This is a genomic window from Microcella sp. (assembly GCF_033763155.1).
Taxonomy (GTDB): domain Bacteria; phylum Actinomycetota; class Actinomycetes; order Actinomycetales; family Microbacteriaceae; genus Microcella.
This window is the reverse complement of record NZ_JANRKZ010000125.1, coordinates 1-2,103: the sequence shown is the minus strand read 5'-3', so window position 1 is coordinate 2,103 and position 2,103 is coordinate 1. Positions and strand designations below refer to the sequence as shown.

The 2,103-nt window shown below is 69.2% G+C and carries 3 protein-coding genes; 2 read left to right on the top strand and 1 reads right to left on the bottom strand.

Annotation, left to right across the window (positions count from 1 at the left end):
- A partial coding sequence (glyA, locus tag SFU54_RS05465; protein ID WP_319015285.1) for a serine hydroxymethyltransferase occupies positions 1–1,025 on the top strand: 1,025 nt, incomplete at its 5' end.
- Positions 1,026–1,027: 2 nt separating this feature from the next.
- Positions 1,028–1,930: a bifunctional methylenetetrahydrofolate dehydrogenase/methenyltetrahydrofolate cyclohydrolase gene (locus tag SFU54_RS05460; protein WP_319015284.1), complete on the top strand. Its 903-nt coding sequence runs from the start codon at positions 1,028–1,030 to the stop codon at positions 1,928–1,930.
- 29 nt (positions 1,931–1,959) lie between these two features.
- Here the strand turns inward: SFU54_RS05460 and SFU54_RS05455 are convergent, their stop codons facing one another.
- Positions 1,960–2,094 (bottom strand): hypothetical protein, encoded by a 135-nt coding sequence (locus SFU54_RS05455; protein WP_319015286.1) that lies wholly within the window; start codon positions 2,092–2,094, stop codon positions 1,960–1,962.
- Between the last annotated feature and the right edge of the window lie 9 nt (positions 2,095–2,103).

Genomic DNA, 2,103 nt, shown 5'->3' with positions numbered 1-2,103 from the left:
AGCGGGCCAAGGCCCTCTTTGGCGCCGAGTTCGCCAACGTGCAGCCCCACTCGGGCGCGCAGGCGAGCGCGGCCGTGCTGCACGCTCTCGCGATGCCCGGCGACACGATCCTCGGCCTCGAGCTGGCCCACGGTGGCCACCTCACGCACGGCATGAAGCTCAACTTCTCGGGCAAGGTCTACAATGCCACGAGCTACGGCGTTGACCCCGAGACGATGCTCGTCGACATGGATGTCGTGCGCGCCAAGGCGCACGAGGTCAAGCCGACCGTCATCATTGCCGGCTGGTCGGCCTACTCTCGTCAGCTCGACTTCGCGGCTTTCCGTGCCATCGCCGATGAGGTCGGCGCCAAGCTCTGGGTCGACATGGCCCACTTCGCCGGGCTCGTTGCCGCTGGCCTGCACCCCTCGCCGCTGCCGCACGCGCACGTCGTGAGCTCGACGGTGCACAAGACGCTCGCGGGCCCGCGCTCGGGCATCATCTTGAGCAACGACGAGTCGCTGTTCAAGAAGCTCAACTCGGCCGTGTTCCCGGGTCAGCAGGGTGGGCCGCTCATGCACGTCATCGCGGCCAAGGCCGTGGCGTTCAAGCTGGCCGCGCTGCCCGAGTTTGTCGAGCGACAAGAGCGCACCATCCGCGGTGCCCAGATTTTGGCCTCGCGCCTCACGCAGCCCGACGCAATCGCCGCGGGCGTCAACGTGCTCACGGGGGGCACGGATGTTCACCTCGCACTCGTCGACCTGCGCGAGTCGCCCCTCAACGGTCTTGAGGCCGAGAACGTGCTGCACGAGGTCGGCATCACGGTCAACCGCAACGGTGTGCCGTTTGACCCGCGCCCGCCCATGGTCACGAGCGGTGTGCGCATCGGAACCCCGGCGCTCGCGACGCGTGGCTTTGCCGATGCCGAGTTCACCGAGGTGGCCGACATCATCGCGCACGCCCTCATGCCCAACCCCGACGTTGCGGGCCTGCGCTCGCGCGTTGCGGCGCTGACCGACGCGTTCCCGCTCTACCCGGGGCTGTAATCGTGAGCGCTTCTGGTTCTGGCCAGATCGCGCAGAAGCTCGACGGCACCGCGACGGCAGCGGCCATCAAGGCCGAGTTGCGGGCGCGCGTCGATGCGTTGCGCGAGAAAGGCATTGTTCCCGGGCTCGCGACGGTTCTCGTCGGCGATGACCCCGGCTCGCAGTGGTACGTCGCCGGCAAGCACAAAGACTGCGCCGAGGTGGGCATTGCGTCGATTCGGCGCGATCTGCCTGACACGACGACGCAGGCCGAGCTTGAATCCGTCATCGACGAGCTGAATGCCGACCCGGCGGTAACGGGGTTCATCGTGCAGTTGCCGCTGCCGAAGCACCTCGACACCGACGCGATTCTTGAGCGCGTGCATCCCGATAAGGATGCCGACGGGCTGCACCCCACCAACCTGGGGCGCCTCGTCTTGCGCGTCGACCGCCCGATTGACACGCCGCTGCCCTGCACGCCGCGAGGAGTCATCGAGCTTGTCGAACGGCACGGCCTCTCGTGGTCGGGTAAAGACGTCGTCGTCATCGGGCGCGGTGTCACGGTCGGCCGCGCGATTGGTTCGCTGCTCACGCGCCGCGAGTACAACGCGACGGTCACGCTCACCCACACGGGTACCCGTGACCTCGGGGCGCACCTGCGTCGCGCCGACGTGATTGTGGCCGCGGCGGGCGTGCCCGGCATCGTGTCGGCGGCTGACGTCAAGCCCGGCGCGATCGTGCTCGACGTGGGCGTCTCGCGGCTCGTCGACCCCGACACGGGTGTTTCGCGCATCGCGGGCGATGTGGCCGACGACGTGGCGACGGTCGCGTCGTGGATCTCGCCGAACCCCGGCGGCGTCGGACCGATGACCCGCGCGCTGTTGCTCGCGAACGTCGTCGAGACGGCCGAGCGGGCGGCGGTCTAGGGAGCTCGAGCCCGCGGCGCTCTCGGCGTTCAGTAGCGGCCGGTGGCGAGCCGCAGGCGTACGGGCTGGCCCGGCCGCAGCTGGGCGAGGAGGTCGAGCGACGCATCCACCACGACCGCGATCACGGGATACCCGCCAGTCACGGGATGGTCGGGCCCCAGCACGGTGGGCGC